The sequence below is a fragment of the Streptococcus sp. 1171_SSPC genome (assembly GCF_001069335.1).
Lineage (GTDB): Bacteria > Bacillota > Bacilli > Lactobacillales > Streptococcaceae > Streptococcus > Streptococcus xiaochunlingii.
In genome coordinates, this window is sequence record NZ_JWAK01000024.1 from 1 (window position 1) to 22,814 (window position 22,814).

The window sequence follows — 22,814 nt, forward strand, 5'->3', positions numbered from 1 at the left end:
TCCTCAATCCTTGTCTGCTTCATTTTCTTTTACGAGATCGTTTTGTGAATCTTTTTCAGAGAGTTTTTGATCAATATACTTGTCAATGTTTTCATAAAATTCCTTGGTCGCTTCACTATCTAATGTTGGCGAGTTCTGAACTTGATTCACTTTCAATTGAACAGATTGAATACCGTAAGAGGCTTGTTTTTGGTGGAGTGTTTCTAATTCTTCTTCTGAAATCGGATCTCCAACAACCGTCAAGACCAATTCATTGTTACTTGACTTGTAGACTTGATTAATAACCGTATAATTGGCGAACTCTTTTCCTACAAACTGTTTGATCCCTTCTTTGCGCGCTTGTTCTATTGTCAGAGTAACTGCCGAATAGCTAGCTGGAAGAATCAACAATACAATCAAAGATATCAAGCCAATTCTCATTTTAATGCTCAGCTCTTTAAATGAAGTTAAAGGAGATTTTCTCATCAAAATTCTTGTTCCAACAATGTTGGCTAGCATGATAAAGACACAGTTGATCAAGAAAAGATAGAGAGCCCCCAATAAAAATCGTACATTCCCATTAGCTAAACCATAGCCAGCAGTACAGATAGGCGGCATCAGAGCTGTAGCAATGGCTACTCCTGGCACGATATTGTTTGCTTCTTTTTTCCTTGAACCGATCACACCAGCAATCCCACCAGCAATAGCAATGAGGACATCCCAAATGGTTGGAGAGGTTCGTGCAATCAACTCGCTACTTGCATAAGACAAGGGAGAAATCCAGAAATACAGAGTCGAGACAAGCAAACTGACCAACACTTGAGTCAATAAAACCTCTAGAGATTGCTTGATTAAACGCGTATCAAAAATAGCTAAACCAAACCCCAGTCCAATAATCGGTGTCATAAGAGGGGAAATCAGCATGGCTCCAATAATGACAGCTGTTGAATTCATATTTAGACCTATAGAGGCAATAAAAATCGAACACATCAAAATCACTGTATCTCTTAATCGAACATGAAGGTCATCATATAGTTTCTCGCGGAATTCACGTGTTGAATAGTTCCTGGTCATTGGTTACTCCTTTTATTTCATATAATCTTGTTTCTGAATGGATGATGGTAGAGAAACTTCTGTCCAATTTGACATATTTTTAATTCTCATTTGTAATTCTTTTGAACATTATCTTTTAAATATCCATCAATCCATCCTTAACATTATATCAAAAATTTTACAGCCTTTTTCTGAAGAAATCTATCAGTTGAACAGATAGAGAAAGTCAGAAATTTTAGATTCCTTATTCAAAGAAGGAAGAACGGTATCTCCTCTGAAAGAAGATACCGTATTAATGTTTAAACATGATGAGTGTGTTGTAGCAATCCTAGCTGACATCGCCAACAAATCCCGTGTTGAGAAAATAACAGATAGAAAAGTCAGGCTTCAAACCTAGCTTTTTTGTGGATTGAAAATAATTATTCAAGCACTATTTTAGTGACTTCTATGTTGTGATTATCATTTTTTTTTATTGCACAACCTTTTTCTTTCTCTTTCTTTACAAATCAAAGTATAACTCCCATTTTTCAAAGAAATTTGCTATAATGAAAGGACAGAGATTTGAAGAAGCAAAGAAAAAAATAGAAGTAGGTACATGTATGAAGAAAATTCTTGTTGTAGATGATGAAAAGCCGATTTCGGATATTATAAAATTCAATATGGCAAAAGAAGGCTATGAAGTCTTGACTGCCTTCGATGGAAAAGAAGCACTGGCTGTTTTCGAAGCTGAGAGCCCAGATATTTTGATCTTGGACCTCATGCTTCCTGAAATTGATGGTTTGGAAGTAGCGCGTACCATTCGAAAGACCAGTAATGTGCCGATTATTGTCTTATCTGCAAAAGATACAGAATTCGATAAGGTCATCGGTCTTGAAATTGGTGCGGATGACTATGTGACTAAGCCATTCTCAAATCGTGAGCTTCAAGCTCGCGTAAAAGCTTTATTGCGTCGGACAGAACTAACGGTAGAATCACAGACAGAGTCTACATCAGATTCAGAGATTGTGATTGGGGATTTGAAAATCATTCCGGATGCCTTCCTTGCTCAGAAAAAAGGCAAAGAGCTCGAGTTGACCCATCGCGAATTTGAGCTGCTCTATCACTTGGCAACCCATGTAGGCCAAGTCATGACCCGGGAGCATTTGCTGGAAACAGTCTGGGGCTACGATTATTTTGGAGATGTTCGGACAGTGGACGTAACGATTCGACGTTTGCGTGAAAAAATCGAAGATATTCCAGGCCGTCCGGAGTATATTTTAACGCGCCGCGGTGTCGGTTACTATATGAGAAACAATGATTAATCACATCAAAGAAGTCATGACCTCTTATAATTTTGTTTTTATATTACTCACTCTTGGATTTATTATCGTGGTGGCCTTGCTGATTCTAGAAAATCGTCGGGATAACATGAAGCTACGCCTGTTGAATGATAAAATTAAGAGTTTGATTGCTGGAGAATATTCCGATATCATTGATTTACAAGGAGGTCCTGAATTGACAGAGATTTCCAACAGTATCAATGATTTATCAGAAGTTATCCGTTTGACGCATGAAAATTTGGAGCAAGAAACCAAGCGCTTGACCAGTATTCTATCCTATATGACAGATGGGGTTTTAGCGACCAATCGTCGTGGGCAGATTATCCTAGTCAATGAAATGGCTGCCAAACAACTTAATGTCGTGGTCGAAGAGGTCATGAATATCAGTATTCTGGATTTGCTTGGTATTAGTGAAGAGTATGAACTGCGAGACTTGATTACCAATGTTCCAGAACTGACTATCGATTCGCAGGATGAAAATGGGGAGTACATCTCTTTACGGGTTCGCTTCGCTTTGATCCGGAGAGAGTCTGGTTTTATTTCTGGTCTGGTTGCCGTCTTGCATGACACAACCGAACAGGACAAGGAAGAGCGGGAACGTCGTTTATTCGTATCCAACGTTAGTCATGAACTCCGAACACCACTGACCAGTGTTAAATCTTACTTGGAAGCCTTGGATGACGGAGCCATTACGGAGCCAGTTGCACCGGAATTTGTCAAAGTATCTTTGACAGAGACCAACCGGATGATGCGGATGGTGACGGATCTATTAAGTCTTTCGCGGATCGATAATGAAACCAGTCAATTGGATGTTGAATTGACCAACTTTACAGCCTTTATCACTTTCATTTTGAACCGCTTTGATAAGATGAAGAACCAGGCTGGCGAGAAGAAATATGATATTGTTCGTGATTATCCTATTTCTCCTGTCTGGGTTGAAATTGATACAGACAAGATGACACAGGTCTTAGACAATATCTTAAATAATGCTATCAAATATTCCCCAGATGGTGGGGAAATTCGTGTGGGGATGAAAACAACAGATGCCCAGTTGATTATTTCGATTTCGGATGAGGGCTTAGGGATTCCTAAAAAGGACCTGCCACGAATTTTTGATCGCTTTTATCGCGTGGATAAGGCACGTAGTCGCGCCCAAGGTGGGACTGGTTTAGGACTGGCTATTGCCAAGGAAATTATCAAGCAACACAAAGGATTTATCTGGGCCAAGAGTGAATATGGAAAAGGTTCTACTTTCACGATTGTCCTACCATATGATAAAGATGCTATCCTGGATGATGGATGGGATAATGAGGATGAATAAGAAAACTAATGGATGAAAAAGGGTTTAAGTATAGTATTTTAGCTTCAGGATCGAGTGGTAATTCTTTTTACTTAGAGACTCCTAAGAAGAAAATTCTAGTAGATGCAGGCTTGTCCGGGAAGAAAATTACAGGTTTGCTTGCAGAGATTGATCGCAAACCCGAAGATCTTGATGCTATTTTAATCACACATGAACATTCGGATCACATTCATGGCGTTGGTGTGTTAGCTCGTAAATACGGGATGGACCTATACGCCAATGAAGCTACCTGGAAGGCCATGGAGGGAAGCAAGTACCTTGGGAAGGTCGATGACTCCCAGAAACATTTATTTGAAATGGGTAAGACCTTAACCTTTGGGGATTTGGATGTGGAAAGTTTTGGTGTCAGCCATGATGCTGCAGCTCCCCAGTTCTACCGGTTCATGAAGGATGGGAAGAGCTTTGTCATGCTGACGGATACAGGTTATGTCAGTGATCGGATGGCGGGGATTGTGGAAAATGCAGATGGCTATTTGATCGAGTCCAACCACGATGTGGAAATCCTACGAGCTGGCTCTTATGCTTGGCGATTAAAGCAGCGGATCTTATCTGATTTGGGCCACCTCTCTAATGAAGATGGCGCAGATGCTATGATTCGGACTCTAGGCAATAAGACCAAAAAGATTTATCTGGGCCACTTATCCAAGGAAAACAATATCAAGGAATTGGCCCATATGACCATGGTTAATCAACTGGCTCGAGCAGATCTAGCAGTTGGGCATGATTTTGACGTCTTGGATACATCTCCAGATACAGCGACTCCATTAGTAGATATCTAGATGATTAAAAAAGGAGATGAGCTCATCTCCTTTTTAGGTCAGTAGTGTAGGCTTGAAATGAGTGGAAGGATAGGAGCAGATAGTTTGAAATATGTGTATATTACAGTAGGGTTTATTTCCTTAGGGTTAGGGATTATTGGGATTCCATTACCTATTTTACCAACGACCCCGTTTCTTTTATTAGCTATGGCTTGTTTTGCCAAGAGTTCTCAACGCTTTGAAAAATGGTTGCATGGGACCAAGTTGTACCAAACTTATGTAGCGGATTATCGGGAAACAAAGTCGATCTCTAAAAAGCGAAAAAAAAGAATTATTCTACAAATTTATCTTTTGATGGGGATTTCCATTTACCTGGCACCACTCTGGTTTGTGAAATTAGGTCTATTGGGACTAACTATTTTTATCAGTTATTATTTGTTCAAAGTGATTCCGGATAAAGAAGAATGATATAAGGACAGAATAGGTCCTAAATCCTATTGTGAAAACAAGGGAAAGGAGTGCGAGACGCACTCTTTTTTGGTATAATAGAGGGGTGCATCTTTTGGACGGAATAGGTCACAGGATTCAATCCAGATGCATAAATGAAGAAAGAAAGTAGTAACGTGATGCAAGCCTTATATAACCTTCTTGCTGAGAAATTTCGGCTGACTTTTGACGATACAGAATTGTTGGAAACAGCTTTTACACATACCTCATATGCGAATGAGCATCGCCTCTTAAAAATTTCACATAATGAACGTTTGGAATTTTTAGGAGACGCTGTTCTCCAGTTAGTGATTTCCGAATATTTATTTGCCCTCTACCCTAGTAAGCCAGAGGGTGATTTGTCAAAAATGCGTTCCATGATTGTTCGTGAGGAAAGCCTGGCAGGTTTTTCCCGTGATTGTGGTTTCGATCAATTTATCAAACTTGGCAAGGGAGAGGAAAAATCTGGTGGACGTAACCGAGATACCATCTTAGGAGATTTGTTTGAAGCTTTTTTAGGCGCCTTACTCTTGGATAAGGGAGTGGAGATGGTGCGGAACTTCATTCAGCAAGTCATGATTCCTAAAGTCGAAGCGGGCCAATTTGAGCAAGTGATTGACTATAAGACGCGCTTGCAAGAAATCCTTCAAATCCATGGGGATGTCTTGATTACCTATGAGGTGACGAGTGAATCAGGACCGGCTCATGCCAAGGAGTTTGAAGTGCAAGTGTCTGTCAATGGGAAAATCATCGGTCAAGGACGTGGCCGGTCTAAAAAGGCTGCAGAACAAGAAGCAGCAAAAAAAGCAGTGGAGAATAAGGTGGATCCCTCATGTATTTAAAGGAAATTGAGATTCAAGGATTTAAGTCTTTCGCAGATAAGACCCGGGTCATCTTTGACCAAGGGGTAACCGCAGTGGTTGGCCCTAATGGATCTGGAAAATCAAACATTACGGAAAGTCTGCGCTGGGCCTTAGGGGAATCGAGTGTCAAGAGCCTACGTGGTGGCAAGATGCCGGACGTGATTTTTGCTGGGACTGAAACTCGGAAACCCTTAAACTACGCCTGCGTAACGGTAGTACTGGATAACCGGGATGGCTTTATCAAACAGGCTGCTAAAGAAATCCGAGTGGAGCGTCATATTTATCGCTCGGGTGATAGTGAATACAAGATTGATGGTAAGAAAGTCCGTTTGAGAGATGTCCATGATCTCTTTATGGATACTGGACTGGGGAGAGATTCTTTCTCTATTATTTCCCAAGGAAAGGTTGAAGAAATCTTTAACTCCAAACCAGAAGAGAGACGGGCTATTTTTGAGGAAGCCGCTGGGGTTCTTAAATTTAAAACGCGTCGCAAGGAAACAGAATCTAAGTTGATTCAGACCCAGGATAATTTGGACCGTCTGGAAGACATTATTTTTGAGTTAGAGGGGCAAATCAAACCTCTTGAAAAGCAAGCCCTTGTGGCCAAACGTTTCTTAGAATTGGATCAACAACGCCAAGTTCTTTATTTGGATGTTTTGATTGCTCAAATTGAAGTCAATAAAAAAGACTATGATCAAGCCGTCCAAGAAGAAACCTCCATCCAAGAGCAATTAAAGGCTTATTACCAGAAAAGAGAAGAGTATGAGGCGGAAAGTCTCCGATTGAAACAGAGTCGCCAGACCCTTCAACACCAATTGTCAGATGATCAAGCTAGCCTCTTGGAATTGACTCGTCTCTTAAGCGATTTGGAGAAACAAATCGAATTGGCACGCTTGGAGTCGCAACAGGTCGCTCGAAGTCGTCAGGAAAATCAAGAGCGGGTCAATAGTCTGGAAGAGCGTCTACAAGTTCTTCGGACCCAGTTGGAAGAAAAACAAGCTAATACAAAGAGTCTTCAAGAAGAACTACAAAAGAGCCAAGTAGCTCTGGAAGGTTTGGAGAAAGAGTTGGCCAGCTTCTCAGAAGATCCAGATCAGGTGATCGATTATTTACGTGAAAAATACGTGGCCTTGATGCAGGATGAAGCGGAGCGATCAAACGAATTAACAACCATTGAAAATCAATTGGAAGCCTCAGCTCAATTGTCACAAAGTAAAAAGGAAGATTACCAAAATCAAATCCAAATGGTGACAGAATTGCAGGAAAAAGAGCAGGTTGCTCAAGAAGCTTATCAAGGAGCTCAAGAGCATCTGAAACACTTGCTTGAGACCTATCAGTCAGAGGCAAAACGGTTTGAGGAAGCTCGCCAGGCTTATCAAGAAGCGCAAGCCAAGATGTTTGATTTACTGGATCAAAGTAAGGAAAAACAGGCTCGCATTAACAGTTTAGAGGCGATTCAAAAAAATCATAGTAATTTTTATGCGGGCGTGAAGAGTGTCTTGCAAGAAGCGCCTCGCTTAGGTGGAATCGTGGGAGCTGTCAGTGAAAAACTTTCCTTCTCACCAGAGTATCAGACTGCCTTAGAAATTGCTCTAGGAGCCAGCAGTCAGCATATCATCGTAGAAGACGAAGGAGCAGCAACACGGGCAATCGAGCATCTGAAGAAGAATCGCTCGGGTCGTGCAACCTTCCTTCCTTTGACAACTATTACACCACGCTACCTTACAGGAAAGAATCAAGAACTGATTGAAGCCTGTCCAGGATTCCTAGGGATAGCTAGCAGTTTGGTGGACTATGATCCTTCCCTCGAGTCGATTTTCCAAAACCTTTTGGGTGTCACAGCTATTTTTGATACGATTGAGCACGCCAAGACGGCTGCTCGCAAGGTTGCCTACCAAGTTCGTATCGTGACGCTGGATGGAACTGAACTGCGCACAGGTGGTTCCTATGCAGGTGGTGCAAATCGAAGCAATAATTCGATTTTCATCAAGCCAGAACTGGATCGCTTGCACCAAGAATTGGCCTCTCTTCAGAAGAACTTGCGAGAAGTAGAAGGGCAGGTTCAAGAGCAACAGGACCAAGTGACCCAATCACAAGAAACACTAGAATCTTTGAAAGGCCAAGGAGAAGGGGCGCGACTAGAAGAGCAACGACTTCAACTGGCTTTTGAGCAAGCTCACCAGCAACTCTTGGATGCCCAAGAACTGTTAGAACTTATCCGTACAGAGCTGGATGAAGGTAGCGACCAGGAGCTCCTCCAAAAACGGGATCACTTGCAAGCGCGACTGAAAGAAATTGAGGCGGAAAAAGAGCAAGTCACTGCTGAGATTGAAGAAGTCAAGCTCAATAAAGATGTCGTTGTCGAGAAAATTGAAAATTTACGAGCAGCCATTGCCAAGCTCCAATTACAGAAAACAGAGTTGAAGAGTCGATTGACCTATGACCAGACAGATGCCGAACGCTTGCAGCAAGAGTTGGCTTCTACTGAACGGGAAATCCAAGCTCTCCAATATGCGATTGAGCAGGGAGAAGATCGACATGAGCAAATCGATGTTTCTGTCCTTGAAAAACAACTGCAAGCAACCCTTCAAGAGAAAACCGCTCTGGAGCAAGCTGTGATTCGTAAGCAATTTGAATTAGAGGATTTGGAAGGCCAGTCTGATGATGTAGCGGGTCATATGGAACAAGCCCGTCGTCAAAATGAGGAATGGATTCGCCTACAGGCCAAAGCAGAATCCAATCGCGATCGCTTGGCAGATAAGCTAAATAAACTGATGTTAGCTCTGACCGATGAATTCAAGATGAGTTTTGAAGAGGCATCTAATCAGGCCAACGAACTAGAAAATCTAGCCCAGTCTGAGCAAGTCTTAAAAGACTTGGAGAAAGCGATTAAAGCCTTAGGCCCTGTCAATATTGATGCTATCGAACAATACGATGAGGTCAAGACTCGGTTTGATTTCCTTTCCGGTCAACGAGAAGATGTCTTGGCAGCGAAGAATCTTCTTCTTGAAACCATTAATGATATGAATGATGAGGTGAAAGAACGCTTTAAGTCTACGTTTGAAGCGATTCGTGAATCCTTCCGAATAACCTTTAAACAGATGTTTGGGGGAGGATCCGCTGATCTCATCTTGACGGATGGGGATCTCTTGTCAGCTGGAGTCGAGATTTCTGTTCAACCGCCTGGTAAGAAAATTCAATCCTTGAATTTGATGAGTGGTGGGGAGAAAGCTTTGTCAGCATTGGCGCTGCTCTTCTCAATCATTCGTGTCAAGACTATTCCATTTGTCATCTTGGATGAGGTAGAAGCGGCTCTAGACGAGGCTAATGTTAAACGTTTTGGGGATTACCTCAATCGTTTTGATAAGGAAAGTCAGTTTATTGTGGTCACCCACCGTAAGGGAACCATGGCGGCAGCAGATTCCATCTATGGAGTGACCATGCAAGAATCTGGAGTCTCTAAGATTGTATCTGTGAAGCTGAAAGATATAGAAGGAATGGATAATGGAAATTAAATTAGTCGCAACAGACATGGATGGGACCTTTTTGGATGAAAATCATCAATTTGATCAAGCTTTATTCCTAAAGGTATTAAAGAAGTTTCAAGAAAAAGGGATCTACTTTGCGGCAGCAAGTGGTCGGTCTCTCCTCTCTTTGAAGACAATCTTTAAAGAGGTTCAGGATCAGATTATTTTTATAGCTGAAAACGGCAGTGTTGTTGAGTTTCATGGTGAAGATGTCTATGAAGCGACCATGAGCCCTGAATTTTACCAAGCCATGTTTGACAAGTTACAAGAAAGTCCTTATTTCGATAAAAATAAGTGCTTGTTAACGGGAAAACTCGGGAGCTATGTTTTAAAGACCGTTGATCCAGACTATCTAGCTGCTTCGCAAAACTACAATGAAAATATTCAAATGGTGTCTGATTTTTCAGAAATTGATGATCTTGTCTTTAAGATGACCACCAATTTTGACCAAGAAGTATTAGCGGAAGGGGAAGCCTGGGTTACCCAAAATGTTGAGGGTGTTAAGGCTATGACCACTGGTTATGAGTGCATTGATATTGTCTTGGATTATGTGGACAAGGGGGTCGCCATCCAAGCCCTAATGGATCAATTAGGCATAAGCTCAGATCAAGTCCTAGCATTTGGTGATAATCTCAATGATCTTCATATGATGCAGGTTGTTGGCCATCCAATTGCACCAGAAAATGCCCGTCCATTGATTTTGGAATTGGCTGAAACCGTATTGCCCCACCATTCGACAGGATCGGTCCTTCGCTATATGGAGGAAGAATTATGAGTCAGATTAAGGTTATCGCACTAGACTTGGACGGTACTCTCTTAAACTCAGAGAAGAAAATCTCCCCTCGGAATTTAGCTGCCATTCGTGCAGCTCAAGAAAAAGGGGTCAAGGTAGTTTTGACGACGGGTCGTCCCCTCAAGGCTATGGATTTTCTGCTTCAAGAGATTGGGACTGTCGGCTTGTCAGATGAATACACCATTACTTTTAATGGTGGCTTGGTACAAAAGAATACAGGGGAGATCATTGCGAAGACAGTTTTCTCTCGAGATGATGTCGTCCGCATTTATGAGGAGACAGAGGCCCTTGGTTTGCCCCTAGATGCCATCAGCGAAGGGGATGTTTATACACTGGTATCTGATCAAGAATCTCTTTACCCTCTCTATAACCCTTACTTGAATTTTATTCCCGTTTCTATTGAAGATTTGTCCAGTCAGATTTCCTACAATAAGTGTGTGACGGCCTTTCAACAGGACTATTTGGATGGCGCTATTCCAAAGATTTCTCCTGAATTAAGGGAGCGTTTTGAGATTTTTAAATCCAGAGACATGCTCTTGGAATGGTGCCCCAAAGGCGTTCAAAAGGATCGAGGCTTGGAAGCTTTGGTGGAGTATTTAGGAATCGATGCTAGCCAAGTCATGGCCTGTGGAGATGAAGCCAACGATGCCAGCATGTTAAAATGGGCAGGACTAGGAATCGCCATGGCCAATGCGGTGGATGAGGTGAAGGAGATTGCTACTCTAGTCTCGGACTACACCAATGATGAAGATGCAGTCGGAAGAGCGATTGAAGAATATGTATTGAAGGAGGGTCAATAATGGGATTATTTGACCGACTATTTGGAAGAAAAGAAGAAACAAAACCACAAGCCCAAGAACTTACAGAAGAGCTTGGGGGAAGCGAGAAAGAAGCAAGTTCGCCAGCTGAGCCGGTATCACAAAAGGCTTCACAAAGTGATGAAGCTAAGATCTCGGCAATGGAAGCCTACTATGCGGAATTGAAAGAGCGGATGGCTACCGAATCAGCGCGATCATCGCAGGAGTCGACAGCATCTATTGAAGAAGAAATTCCTTCAGAAGTGCCTGTAAATCAGGAAACAGCTATCGAGGAAGAGTACCCTTCTCAAGTGAAGCAGGATACCACTCCTGAGGAAGTAACCGAACTTGCCCCTGATCCTGAAGAACAGACTATAGAAGTAGAAACTTTACAAGAAGAGAGTCTTGATGAAGAGCCTCTGAATTCTTCATCAGATCTTGTCCAAGAAGTCCTTGAAGAAGAAGTTCTTGTAAAAAATGAAACAGAAGATGAGACTTCAATTCTTTCCAAAGAACCCGAGGAAGTAATTGAAGAAGCAACTATTGAAAGTTCAGAAGAAGATACAGAAGAGCTTGAAGCAGAATTCCCAGTAGAGGAAGCTGCTAGCGAACTTGAAATTTCAGAAGAGGTTGAAGAAGAGCCTGTAGTAGAAGAAACGACAAGTGAGCCAGAGATTGCTCAACCAACAGAAACGGTTCAAGAAAAATACAATCGAAGCTTGAAGAAAACTCGGACTGGCTTTGGTGCTGCCCTAAATGCATTCTTTGCTAACTTCCGTTCTGTAGATGAAGAATTCTTTGAAGACTTAGAAGAACTCTTGATCATGAGTGACGTCGGAGTCCAAGTCGCTTCGAATCTGACGGAAGAGCTCCGCTATGAAGCACGCTTGGAAAATGCCAAGAAGCCGGATGCCTTGCGTCGCGTGATTATTGAAAAATTGGTGGATCTCTATGAAAAAGATGGCCAATACAATGAGCAAATCAACTTTAAGGACGGCTTGACCGTCATGCTCTTCGTCGGAGTGAATGGCGTTGGGAAAACCACTTCTATCGGAAAACTAGCTCATAAGTACAAGAAGGAAGGGAAAAAAGTGATGCTAGTCGCAGCAGATACTTTCCGAGCAGGAGCTGTTGCTCAGTTGGCTGAATGGGGACGCCGTGTGGATGTGCCCGTTGTCACAGGTCCTGAAAAATCAGATCCTGCAAGTGTGGTCTTTGATGGGATGGAACGAGCAGTGGCAGAACAAGTCGATGTTTTGATGATTGATACGGCTGGTCGCCTTCAGAATAAAGACAATCTGATGGCTGAATTAGAAAAAATTGGTCGCATTATCAAGCGCGTGGATCCTACAGCCCCTCATGAAACCTTCTTGGCCTTGGATGCGTCTACAGGACAAAATGCCCTGGTCCAAGCCAAGGAATTCTCTAAGATCACGCCTATTACTGGTATCGTCCTCACTAAGATTGATGGAACAGCTCGAGGAGGAGTGGTTCTTGCAATTCGAGAAGAATTGGATATCCCAGTGAAATTAATCGGTTTTGGTGAAAAAATCGATGACATCGGTGAATTCAATTCTGAAAACTTTATGCGTGGCTTGTTAGAAGGTTTGATATAAACAAAAAACTCATCTTTATTGAGATGAGTTTTTTGAATGTAGACAAACATCATTTTTGACGTTTATCTTTTTGTTGTATTTTCAATAATATTTTGCTCCATCATCATTTTTGGAGCGAAAGGACTATTGTCCCAGAATCTTTAAAAAACTTGTAGTGACAAGGTTTTGAAGAAAAACGTAGGTACTTACCTACTTTTTTATTTTTCATTTAGACTTAGTATGTTGAGAAAAAGTTCAATAATTTCAGTACGATTTTTATTGAGTTGAATTTTTTCAATTAAAAGTTGAAGATTATCATCTGAGGTTTCAGAAAGAGGTCTAAAAAAATCAGAAGGATCTATTTCCATGGCAGATAAAATTTTTAGTAGAGTATCGACAGATAAGTTTCTTCTATTGTTTTCAATTAGATTAATAAAAGGTAAGCTAAGATCACTTTTTTCAGCCAGCTCTTGCTGAGTTAGCTTTTTACTTAGTCGATATTCTCTGACTAATTCTCCAATCTTCATTTAAAAATTCTCCTTTTAATTATTGTATATATTTTTTGTTGATTTTTATATAAACAATAGTATTAGAAAAAGGGAATCTAATTTACAATAGTAAATAAAGATGGTATAATGAGAGCGTTTGTAATATTATGTAAAGGACTTGGATTTGGAGCAGATACGCTTCAAATTTATGTGGGAAAAAATGAAATCAAGAAAAAGCAAAAAGAATAAAAAAATAACTCTTGCTTTAGCGGCAGGAGTTGCATTAACAAGTTTCTCAACGTTATCTGTAAAAGCAGATGAACAAGTTGATGTGAAATCGACAGACAATACAGTAGCTGAAGAAAAACACGTACAAACTTCACCTACCACAGCCATCACCCAAGTTGAGGGTGTTGAGGTTTCAAATGGAACTGCTCTTGTGATAAAAGCTCCAACTGAAGAGATTGTTAAAGAAGCAGAAGAAATTAAAAATCAAGCTGACCAAGCTGTTGAGGATCAAACTCCTGTTGTTGAAAAGGCTAAAGAGCAGGAAGCTACAACTGGTGAGGTAGAAAGCAACGCTAAACAAGCGCTTGAACAAGCTGAACAGAAGAAAGCTTCTGCAACACCTCAAGCAATCGAAGAGACAAAAAATGGGATTGATACTTCTAAGAAAGAAGTAACTACGCAAACAGAAAAAATTGATTCTTTGAAAGAACAACAAAATCAAGTGCAAAAGAAAAAAGAAGCACAAGAAACTGTTGTTAAAGAAGATATGGATGCGACTCAAAAACAAGCTGGAAAAGTTGCTGATGCAAAAAAGAAAGTTCAGAACGCTCAAGATGTTCTAAATGGAACTGGGGCTGAACAAGTTCTCAAAGAAGAAAAAGACGCTAAGAAAGATTCAGAAGCTAAAAAAGCTATTGTGAAAGATGCCAAGAAAGCTTTTGAACAATCACAAAACGCAGATGCTACAAAAGCCCGCAAGTTGAGTGATGAAAAAGAACGTGAAGTAGGGCAAAAAAATACTTTTGACCAAGCAACTGATGCTCTTTCAAACGCAACGCAGGCTCACAATGAAGCTTCTTTAGCTTTAACTGTTGCTCAAAAAAATAAAGACAATGCCCAAGCTGTTTTAGACGGAACTGGGACAACAGCTATCCTGAATGAACGTAAAAATGCTAAAGCTGACCTAGCTACTAAAGAAGCAAGTCTTGCAGATGCGTCTAAGAAATTGGAAGATGCCAAGAAGATGGATGCTAAAAAGGCTGGGGATATTGCTAAGTTGGAAGAAGGAAAGGTAGATGCCGAAAAGACAAACGCTTCTACTGCTAAAAAACTTCAAGATACAACTGATAAAGCAAATGAAACTGCATCAGCCCTTGTTGTTGCCAAACAAAACAAGGACAATGCTCAATCTGTTCTCAATGGAACTAGCACAACAGCTATACTTAACGAACGTGACAGTGCGAAGAATGATTTGGCTACTAAAGAAGCAAGTCTTAAAAACGCGACTGAAGTTTTGAAAAATGCGAAAGGTGCAGATGCTAAGAAAGCTGAACAATTGGTACAAGCTACAAATGCTTTGAACCAAGCTACTGCAACTTTGAAGCAAGCAGAAGGTGATTTACTCAACGCTCAAACTGCCGCAAACAAAGCTTCTGACGACTTGAAGAAGAAGAAAAAAGCGGAACAAACAGCTCAATCAACCTTGGATGCTTCTAAAGGGAAAGTTGCTGGCATTACAAATGAGCGTGACAATGCTAAGTCTGATTTAGCTAAAAAAGAAGCTACCCTTACAAGTGTTACAAAGAACTTGAATGATGCAAAGAGTGCGGATGCTAAAAAAGCAGAACAACTTGCTTTGTTAGATAAAGCTAAAACTCAGGCTGAGGCTGAAGAAGCTAAAACTGCAAAAGCTTTGACTAAGGCTCAAGGTGGAGCAAATCTAGCTTCGAAAAAACTTACAGAAGCAACTCAAAACGAACAAGAAGCGAAAGACAGTCTTGCTTCATCTGAAAATCGTTTGCCAGGTGTTACAGAAGAACGTGACAATGCCAAGTCTGACTTAGCAACTAAGGAGTCTCTTAAAGACAATGCGGAACGTAAGTTAGAGGATGCTAAAAACACAGATGCTCAAAAACGCTCTAGCATCCAAGACTTGAAGACTCTAAAAAGTCAACAAGAAGCTACTAAAAGTGCAACTGCTCAAGAATTGTCTGAGGCAACATCTGTCGCTAAGGATGTTGAGAATGCAAAAAAAGAAGCAGATAAAGCTGTTGAAACTCTTGAAAAACAAATCTCTGCTATTAAAAACTTGACCATTCCTCAATTGCCACAAAATGTCATTGCGGCTTACAAGACCTACTTGAATGATGATAGTGAGGAAAACAAACACGCTTTGAACAATGCTATTCAAGCATGGTACAAGGGTGGGAAGTATGATTTTGGGAAACCACAATTTGTTTGGAATCCAGAAACTAAGAAAAACATCTTTACTGGTTGGGATAATAATAACATTGTTCTTCCAATTGATGATACTCTAGTAGATTTGGATAACATCACTGACGAACAAATTAAAGCTTTGAGCCATTACTATGTACTCATGGCAAATAACCTCCAAGACCAAATCTGGGGAACACATAACTTTATCGTCACCAATGAGTCTGTTCAAGGGATTAAAAACATTGCCAAGAATTACGCTAATGAAAATAAACCTTATGACAGTGGACATAGCCGCACGGCACTTAATAATGATGGTGTTGATGAGGTCAAATGGAATGGCGAGGTAATGAATTACGCATGGATTTTGGCGACATCACACGACTTAGGTGGTGGTGATGTTAGAACTACTCGTAAAGCTACCATGTCTCAACTCTATCGTGAAGTTTACGATTCTGTTATTGACTTCATGACCAATGATATTCATGCTAATTTTGGACACATGAAGGGTATGGTTGGGCGTGTCAAACCAACCTATCCAAGTGCAGTTGGTGGAAATATTAGTTATACTAAAGATAAGGTTGGGCGCACTCATTTTATCCAATTTGCTGGTCAAAATGCTCATATAGAAACAACTCTTAACTATTCAACTGGAGAACGCACTTCTGTATACATTGACGATTACTACGACAAGGGTATTGCAAAACCACTCCCAACTCCATTTGACACCAGCAAGATGGAAAAAGACTTGGCGCAAGCTAAGAAAACTCAAGCTTCTACCATTGCGACAAACAACAATGCTCAAAGTCGTTTGACTTCCGCAAAAAGTGCAGATGAAACTGCAAGATCTAATCTTGCAACAACTACAAATCGTCTTAACACCTTACTTAACACGCAAGACTTGACACCTAAAGCCGAGCGTGTTCTTGAGACTGCTAAGGCAGAATTGAGTAAAGCACAATTGCGCAACACAAACGCAAGCACTGCTTATACAAACCTCACAAAAGAGATTAAAGCTAAACGTGCCACTCACGAACAGGCAAAAGATGTCTTGTCTAAGGCAACTATCGCAAATACAGTTGCTCAAAAGGCACTTAGCGAGGCAACTACTGCACATGATAAGGTTGTTGATAAACTAGACAACATTAAGAATGCCATCAAGCGTACACAAGCGATTAAGGACTTGACACCTGAAGCTCAAGCTAAGTTTAATACTGCAAAAGCAGAACACAAAACTGCTGAAACACGACTTGCAACTGCTGAGAAAGCTTTGGCTGACCTTAACAACGAGATCGCTACAAATAGCAATAAGCTCGCTACTGCCAAATCAGAATTAAGCCAAGCCGAAAAAGCTGACAAGACTGCGCAGGCTAATCTTACAAAAGCAACTTCTACTAAGAATAATGCTTCTAAAGCACTTGATGCCGCAAAAGATGCTCTTTATAAAGTAAATGCTATTAAAGAGTTAACACCTGAAGCTCAAGCTACATTTGACCAAGCAGAACTAGCTTACAACACATCTAAGACTCGTTTTGAAAATGCAGAAACAGCCGTTAATAACCTAAACGCTGACCTTGCAGTGAAACGTCAAGCCTTGGCAGATGCCATCCAAGCACTTGAAGAAGCTGAGAAAGCTAACACTACTGCACAAACTAAGAAAGCTGATGCAGAAACAGCACATGCTAAAGCGACAAGCACGCTTACAAACATCAAAAAAGGTCTTGATTCACTCCTTGCAATTAAGGATTTGACACCTGAAGCTCAAGCTACATTTGACCAAGCAGATTTAGCCTACAAGGCTTCTCAAACTCGCTTGGAAAATGCGGAAACAGCGGTTGCTAACCTAAACGCAAGCTTGCAAGAAAAACGCCAAGCCTTGGCAGATGCCGTTCAAGCTTTGAAAGATGCTGAAGGTCTTGTTAAAACAACACAAGCTGAACTTGAAGTGGCACAAGCTACTTATAAGAAAGCTGATGATGAGCTTACAGCTACTCGTAAAGTGATTGCGAAACTAGAAGCAACCAAGGACTTAACTCCTGATGCTCAAAAAGCTTACCAAGAGGCTCTTGAAGCTGAAAAACTTGCTGAAAAACGATTGGCAGATGCTAAAGTAGCCGTTGCCAACCTAACTGCTGATGTCAAGACTAAACAAGAAGCTTTGGCACAAGCACAAGCTGAACTTGCACAAGAAGAGCTTGTCCTTCAAGGACTCAAAGCAAAACAAGCCCAAGAGGAAGAAGTTCTAGTAACTATCCAAGCTCAATTAGACGACTTGAAAGCTCAAGAAGAGGCAGTTCGTGCAGAGATTGCTAAAATCGAAGACAGCATCAAAGAGATGGAAACTCTCCTTGATAGCCTAATCCACGCTTCTGAGAACTACGAAGTCACAAAAGAAGAGTACGAAAAAGCTCTTGAGGCACACCGCCTAGCTCTTCAAACTCTTGAAGCAGAACAAGCAAAACTAAACACTCTCCTCCAAAACCAATTGGATGCCAAAGCTCAGTATGAGGCTGTTTTACTTGCATATCAGAAGGCACAAATTAAACCATCAAACTTTTTCATGCCATACTCCTACTGATGAATACACTCGTTATAATATTAATCAAAAAGTAATCCATAGAACGATAAATGATGTTTCAAAAAGTAGTTATATTTATCAAGGGTCAAAATCTAAATATGAGGTAATTCCGACACTTCCAATAACTGGCTCAGAAGAAAATCTAATGATACTCAGTTTAGGAGTTATACTAGCAGGATTTGGTTTAGTAGCAAAAAAAAAATTAAAATAGAGGAATGGGAGGTTCATAATGACAAAAGAGGAATGGGTTGAATTTTTCGAAGCAGTAAATGGTAGAATTCCAACTGCTCAAGAGTTTCAAGAAGCAAAAGAAAAAGGTGAATTCTCAATACATATTGAATCAATTAATAAAGTCAATAATTTAGAAGAAGCAAACAGCACAGTTTCAAATTCAACATATACGGTCTGTCCAAAATGTAATTGTAAAAATGAAAATGATTCAATATTTTGTCCTAACTGTGGTACGAAAATGGACGGAACAGGGATGATAAATACTGCTAGTAATATTGCTGGTTCTATTGCAGATAGAATTAACAGTTTTACCGGTGGTGAGGGTGTTGTTGAGTTAAAAATGAGGGACTTATTTAGTCAAGTTTTTAAAAAACATACACGTGAAGAGGCGGAAAATATTTTTGCTTGTGGTTCAAAAACAACTACACCCCTACCTGAAAACATTTCAAAAGAATGGCCTAAACCATGGTATTTTGCTAGAGTATTTTTGTTACTCTTGGTATCAAGTTTTATGTTATATTTTATATATGTTACATGGTTTAATAGAATTGCTTTTCCAGGATTAATGTTTGTTGCCGCCCTTACGGGAGCTATGCCAGTACTGTTTTTCTATTTTGAATGTAACTCACCTAGAAATATTGATATCATGACAGTTTTTGAAATATTTTTTATTGGTGGGATATTGTCTTTAGTAATAACGCACGTTTTAACTACAATTTTTCCAAGTGGTGCTGGAGAGTTGGTCCCATCTATGATGACTGGATTGATCGAAGAACTTGCGAAAATATTAGCAACAGGTTATTTTATTAGTAAATTTAAATATAAGCGATATATTTTTAATGGTTTATTGATTGGAGGAGCAGTAGGAGCTGGATTTGCAGTATTTGAAACAGCAGGTTATATTTTTAATTCATCATTATTACCATTTCAAATGGAAGATCAATTAATCTATGTATTTAATATGAATCCCCAAAATGCTGTGACAAATGCTATTTTAAGAGGTTTATTGGCCTTTGGTGGTCATGTAGCTTGGGCAGCGATATCCGGTGCAGGAATAATGATGGTTTTGAAAAAGCAACAAGAATTTACTTGGAGTTCTATATTTACGGGAGAAAGCTTAAGATTCCTAATTCTGGTAATTATACTGCATGGGGCTTGGGATACAGATATTATTTCAACATTATTCCTTCAATACATAGCCTTGGGAATATTAGCATGGATTATAATTTTTATTATTATTAATAGAGCCCTAAAAGAAATTAATGATTTAAGTGTTGAAAATAATCCCAGTGTTAATTTAGTTGAAAATAAATAGTGTTATTGTAATATAATTATTTAGGAGATGAAATAATTTTGAAATTAAGAAATTAAATTTAAAAAATCTTAACTATGGTATTTGTTATATTGCTATCTGGATGGGTAATGAAGATTCGATTCCAGGAACCTATATTTCAGACGACGAAGATCAGACAATAGTTTTGCAATCAGATCATAAAGTTATGTACAGCGAAGAAAGTAGTTCAGATAGTACTACTGGTAAAGACAATATACTTTATGTTGATCGAATCACGACAAATGGAGAGATAAGACTGCAGATATACGCTGAAGTACCTTCAGAAGGAGAAATTAATTATTTGTACTTTAAAGCTAATCCAAATAGTCCAGGAAAAGGATATTTCTTTGAAGGATTATTTCACAAAGTATCATCTTCTAGATAAAAAATAATATTTCATAGTTTTTTAGACTCTTTATCAACTGTAGTGGGTTGATGAAAAGTTACAACCTGGAGAGGATCAGCTTGATTCTCTCCCTTTTAATGTTCAAAGCGATAAGGATTCTAGTTTTGAAGTTTTCAAAGTTCCGGAAGCCAAAAGCATTGCGCTTGATGACCTTAATGAGTTTATTCGTAGCCTTTAGTTTCGCGTTTGAGTAGGGCAGTTCCAATGCGTTCATGATCTTGTCCATATCTTTCAAAAAAGTCTTAAAAACAGTTTGAAAAATAGTATTTACACAAGAAATAGTATCTTCAATCAGTTCAAAAAATGCTCTGTTTATTTCTCTTGGAAATGGAAGAGTAAGAGTTGATAGATTTCATAGTGCTCTCTAAGTTCTTTAGAGTATACAAGGAGTTTTTAGAGAATCTCTTTATCAGTCAAGTGTGATCGAAAAGTTGGGCGATAAAAACGTTTATCGCTGAGTTTCCAGCAACGTTTCAGTACCTTATATTCGTGCGATTTCTGATCAAACTGATTCATGATTTGGATGCGAAGACGGTTCATAGCTCGACTGAGATGTTGGACAATGTGAAAACGATCCAGAACGATTTTAGTATTAGGGAGTGAAATAGTCTGGGAGACTGTTTCAGCCTGAGTCTAGAAATTCGAAAGCGAAGTTTTCTGGCAATATCGTAGTAGGGGCTAAACATATCCATGGTAATGACTTTCACGCGATTTCTCACCAGTCTAGAATAGCGAAGGAAATGATTACGAATAGTCACTTGAGTCCGCCCATCCAAGATAGCTACGATCTTTCTGGAATCAAAATTCTGTGCAATGAAGTTCATCAACCCTTTCTTGAAGCTGTACTCATCCCAAGACATGTGAGTTGGAAGGAAAGATAAATCTGTCATGAATTTGAATTCTTTCAATTTGCGAATGACTGTCGAAGTAGAGACAGATAGACTTTCTGCGATAGCTGTCATAGGGACTTTCTCAATAAATTTTTGAGTGATTTTCTGGTTGACGACCGTTGATATTTGGTGCTTCTTTTTGACTAAGTAACTCTCTGCGACAGCCATTTTCCCGCAGATTTCACAACAAAAACGACGTTTTCTCAATCGAATGAGTGTCTTATAGCCTGCACACTCTAGATAGGGAATTTTGGATTCTTTTTGGAAGTCATATTTAGTTATTTGCCCTAGGCAATGTGGACACTTAGGGGAAGGATAATCTAGCTTAGCGTTAATTTCTTTATGTGTTTTAGAATCTAGATAATCCAAGATTATGATGTTCTTGTCTTTAATTCCGAGTAAGATTGTGAAAAAATTTAATTGTTCCATAAGATTCTTTCTAATGATGGTTTGGTCACTTTTCATTATAGGTCTTATAGGATTTTTTTCTGCAACAAAATAGGCTCTATAATTCCTATGGTGGTTTTACCCACTACAGAAATTATAGAGCCGAATTCTTGCAGGATGTTTTTTCTATTCTAGTCGAGCATCTTCACGATAGGCGATATCTGGTTGCAGGCCAGTTCGCGGTGGATGAGGTTGCCGAAGTAGTCGTAGTAATAGCTGCTGCCGTTGTAGGTTTTTAGGCGGTTGTCGGGGACGGTAGGGCTATTGTGATCTGACAGGATATTGTGCGCGGGGTCGAAGGCGAACACTTCATTACCCACTTGGGTAATCCGGCCCAGTTTGTCGTATTCTAACCGGGTCGTTCCCGTCCGTTGGTCGGTACTGTGGGTCAGGTTGCCTGCTTTGTCGTAGGCATAGCTGCGGTTGACGGCCTAAGCTGATGCCACTGTGTTCTTACCTATCTAGGTCTGCGTCAGGTCGTTAAGTGCGGCGATTTGTTTTATGAAGCTAACTGTGTGTTTTAGGAGAATCTCTCTATACGAGCTATGACTTGTTTATTAGATCTTAATCTAATTCGCTCGCTTTGGCTTAGTAAAATGGTTGATCTTCTTTCGTAACAGTAGGCTTTAACTTATGTTTTCAAGTAAATAATCAAATAACTGGTTCGCAATAAGTTCTGCGTGGGTATTTATAACGGGAAATTTAAAGTAATAATATTGAGATTCATATCTTTCTAATATGTAGCTAGGAACTAGAAAAAAATTATTATAGCAAGAAGATATTTCTTTTATAGAATTAGAAATATCTTCTAATTTATTACTTATATTTGTTATGTCAAAAAATAGCTCACTAAAACCATTATCAATATTATTAATTGTAATAAATGGATATTTATTTTGATTGCAAAATTCCCAGTGGTCAGTATAATTTTGATCTTTTTTATAAATAAATTTATTCATATAATCCTCTTATTTGAATTTGAAGTCAGTTACATTCTTCATTTTTCCAGCTTTATCAAATATTGCCATGTAGTGAATAGTAAGCCCATCTATTTTTTGCTAATCCCAATGGGTCAACCGATCCTTGAACATTAGGTGCAAAAAGTAAAGATTCTCTCCACCCAACAACCCAATCGGATCATGATTCACAAATCACCTGCCTCAGGCTCGTAATACCTGAAGAAGTTGTAATGCAGCCCGTTTCGCAGTCGCAATACTGGTTCTGTAAGCGGAAGGGTTGGTATGCGCTATCCGTTACCTTGGTTTCCTCTTTCAGAATACCTTGCGGTTTTTTTGGACCTCGATCTAACTACAGTTAATAAAATTAGATGAATGTGTCAGAACACTTGTGTAGTTTATATTTTTCCCAATGAAAATTACTAATATCGTCTTCTGAAGCATTCGCTATCTTTGACTTAATAGAATATTCCATAAATTTCTTTCTTTGTTGAGTTAAGTCATCCTCATTTT

General features: G+C 39.7%; 17 protein-coding genes and 1 pseudogene. 13 read left to right on the forward strand and 5 right to left on the reverse strand.

The genetic code is table 11. The features are described from left to right. Positions 1-3: 3 nt before the first annotated feature. Positions 4-1,053, reverse strand: a complete 1,050-nt coding sequence (locus ADF75_RS04455) for a DUF389 domain-containing protein (RefSeq protein ID WP_048789297.1) — start codon at positions 1,051-1,053, stop codon at positions 4-6. A 578-nt stretch (positions 1,054-1,631) separates the two neighbouring features. On the opposite strand from ADF75_RS04455, the gene yycF reads away from it, so the two are divergent. The 9 genes from yycF to ftsY all read left to right on the forward strand — a co-directional run bounded on the left by yycF (position 1,632) and on the right by ftsY (position 12,551). After that, positions 1,632-2,333, forward strand: coding sequence for a response regulator YycF (gene yycF / locus ADF75_RS04460; protein WP_048789362.1), 702 nt, complete (start codon positions 1,632-1,634; stop codon positions 2,331-2,333). Further along, positions 2,326-3,672: a cell wall metabolism sensor histidine kinase VicK gene (gene vicK, locus ADF75_RS04465; RefSeq protein ID WP_048789298.1), complete on the forward strand. Its 1,347-nt coding sequence runs from the start codon at positions 2,326-2,328 to the stop codon at positions 3,670-3,672. Before yycF ends, vicK begins: the two co-directional genes overlap by 8 nt. A gap of 8 nt (positions 3,673-3,680) precedes the next feature. Next, the gene (locus ADF75_RS04470) at positions 3,681-4,490 is read left to right on the forward strand and encodes an MBL fold metallo-hydrolase (protein WP_048689535.1); all 810 of its coding nucleotides are present in this window, start codon (positions 3,681-3,683) and stop codon (positions 4,488-4,490) included. A gap of 57 nt (positions 4,491-4,547) precedes the next feature. Continuing rightward, on the forward strand, positions 4,548-4,937 hold the full coding sequence (locus ADF75_RS04475) for a YbaN family protein (RefSeq protein WP_414716339.1): 390 nt from the start codon (positions 4,548-4,550) through the stop codon (positions 4,935-4,937). Between the two features lie 158 nt (positions 4,938-5,095). Next, positions 5,096-5,797, forward strand: a complete 702-nt coding sequence (gene rnc / locus ADF75_RS04480) for a ribonuclease III (protein ID WP_048689531.1) — start codon at positions 5,096-5,098, stop codon at positions 5,795-5,797. Further along, positions 5,788-9,333, forward strand: a complete 3,546-nt coding sequence (gene smc / locus ADF75_RS04485) for a chromosome segregation protein SMC (protein ID WP_048789299.1) — start codon at positions 5,788-5,790, stop codon at positions 9,331-9,333. The genes rnc and smc overlap by 10 nt, the downstream gene beginning before the upstream one ends. Beyond that, on the forward strand, positions 9,323-10,120 hold the full coding sequence (locus tag ADF75_RS04490) for a Cof-type HAD-IIB family hydrolase (RefSeq protein ID WP_048789300.1): 798 nt from the start codon (positions 9,323-9,325) through the stop codon (positions 10,118-10,120). Before smc ends, ADF75_RS04490 begins: the two co-directional genes overlap by 11 nt. Continuing rightward, positions 10,117-10,938: a Cof-type HAD-IIB family hydrolase gene (locus ADF75_RS04495; RefSeq protein ID WP_048789301.1), complete on the forward strand. Its 822-nt coding sequence runs from the start codon at positions 10,117-10,119 to the stop codon at positions 10,936-10,938. The genes ADF75_RS04490 and ADF75_RS04495 overlap by 4 nt, the downstream gene beginning before the upstream one ends. Beyond that, positions 10,938-12,551, forward strand: a complete 1,614-nt coding sequence (gene ftsY / locus ADF75_RS04500; protein ID WP_048789302.1) for a signal recognition particle-docking protein FtsY — start codon at positions 10,938-10,940, stop codon at positions 12,549-12,551. Before ADF75_RS04495 ends, ftsY begins: the two co-directional genes overlap by 1 nt. Positions 12,552-12,748: 197 nt before the next feature. Here ftsY and ADF75_RS04505 read toward each other — a convergent pair whose 3' ends face one another. Then, positions 12,749-13,057, reverse strand: a complete 309-nt coding sequence (locus ADF75_RS04505) for a helix-turn-helix domain-containing protein (RefSeq protein ID WP_048789303.1) — start codon at positions 13,055-13,057, stop codon at positions 12,749-12,751. A gap of 181 nt (positions 13,058-13,238) precedes the next feature. On the opposite strand from ADF75_RS04505, the gene ADF75_RS04510 reads away from it, so the two are divergent. The 4 genes from ADF75_RS04510 (at position 13,239) to ADF75_RS04520 (ending at position 19,987) form a co-directional block, all read left to right on the forward strand. Then, positions 13,239-18,038 carry an SEC10/PgrA surface exclusion domain-containing protein gene (locus ADF75_RS04510; protein ID WP_160312447.1) on the forward strand — a complete coding sequence of 1,600 codons (4,800 nt, stop codon included), beginning with the start codon at positions 13,239-13,241 and terminating at the stop codon, positions 18,036-18,038. Next, complete coding sequence (locus tag ADF75_RS10905; RefSeq protein ID WP_414716340.1) at positions 17,965-18,249, forward strand: LPXTG cell wall anchor domain-containing protein; 285 nt, start codon at positions 17,965-17,967, stop codon at positions 18,247-18,249. The genes ADF75_RS04510 and ADF75_RS10905 overlap by 74 nt, the downstream gene beginning before the upstream one ends. A gap of 18 nt (positions 18,250-18,267) precedes the next feature. After that, positions 18,268-19,584, forward strand: a complete 1,317-nt coding sequence (locus ADF75_RS04515; RefSeq protein ID WP_048789305.1) for a PrsW family glutamic-type intramembrane protease — start codon at positions 18,268-18,270, stop codon at positions 19,582-19,584. A 100-nt stretch (positions 19,585-19,684) separates the two neighbouring features. Next, the gene (locus tag ADF75_RS04520) at positions 19,685-19,987 is read left to right on the forward strand and encodes a hypothetical protein (RefSeq protein ID WP_048789306.1); all 303 of its coding nucleotides are present in this window, start codon (positions 19,685-19,687) and stop codon (positions 19,985-19,987) included. A 58-nt stretch (positions 19,988-20,045) separates the two neighbouring features. Here ADF75_RS04520 and ADF75_RS10200 read toward each other — a convergent pair. The 3 genes and pseudogenes from ADF75_RS10200 to ADF75_RS04535 all read right to left on the reverse strand — a co-directional run bounded on the left by ADF75_RS10200 (position 20,046) and on the right by ADF75_RS04535 (position 22,304). Beyond that, positions 20,046-21,327: pseudogene (locus ADF75_RS10200) on the reverse strand (transposase). Positions 21,328-21,476: 149 nt separating this feature from the next. Beyond that, positions 21,477-21,665, reverse strand: coding sequence for a hypothetical protein (locus ADF75_RS10205; protein ID WP_239665202.1), 189 nt, complete (start codon positions 21,663-21,665; stop codon positions 21,477-21,479). 306 nt (positions 21,666-21,971) lie between these two features. Then, the gene (locus tag ADF75_RS04535) at positions 21,972-22,304 is read right to left on the reverse strand and encodes a hypothetical protein (protein ID WP_006148265.1); all 333 of its coding nucleotides are present in this window, start codon (positions 22,302-22,304) and stop codon (positions 21,972-21,974) included. Positions 22,305-22,814: the final 510 nt, after the last annotated feature.